Below are 303 nucleotides of genomic sequence, written 5' to 3'. Positions count from 1 at the left end.
ACCGGCGGCCGACCGTCCCGCCTCTCCGCGGACCAGGTGCGGACCGCGCGCCGGCTGTATGAGCAGCAGGACATGACCGTCGCGCAGATCGGCGACGTTCTCGGGGTCAGCCGCACCACGATCTACCGGGCCCTCGCCCGCCACACCGAACCGGTCGCAGCGCGCCGGCCGAAGCCCGCACCAACGATGTAGCTCGGTCATGGACGCGAGCGAGCGGTGGCGGATCCTTCGACTGCACGTCGACGACGCCATCCCGCTCGCCGCCCTCGCCCGCAGTACAGGCATCACCGAGCGCACCCTGCA

1 protein-coding gene is annotated in these 303 nt (G+C 71.9%); it reads left to right on the top strand.

Going from position 1 to position 303, the window contains the following annotated elements; all coding sequences use genetic code 11:
• A partial coding sequence (locus tag BKD30_RS11120) for a helix-turn-helix domain-containing protein (RefSeq protein ID WP_143588173.1) occupies positions 1 to 192 on the top strand: 192 nt, incomplete at its 5' end.
• Between the last annotated feature and the right edge of the window lie 111 nt (positions 193 to 303).

This window comes from Tersicoccus phoenicis (assembly GCF_001968835.1).
GTDB lineage: Bacteria > Actinomycetota > Actinomycetes > Actinomycetales > Micrococcaceae > Tersicoccus > Tersicoccus phoenicis.
The sequence above is the reverse complement of the archived record's forward strand: the minus strand, read 5'-3'. Positions and strand labels throughout refer to the sequence as shown.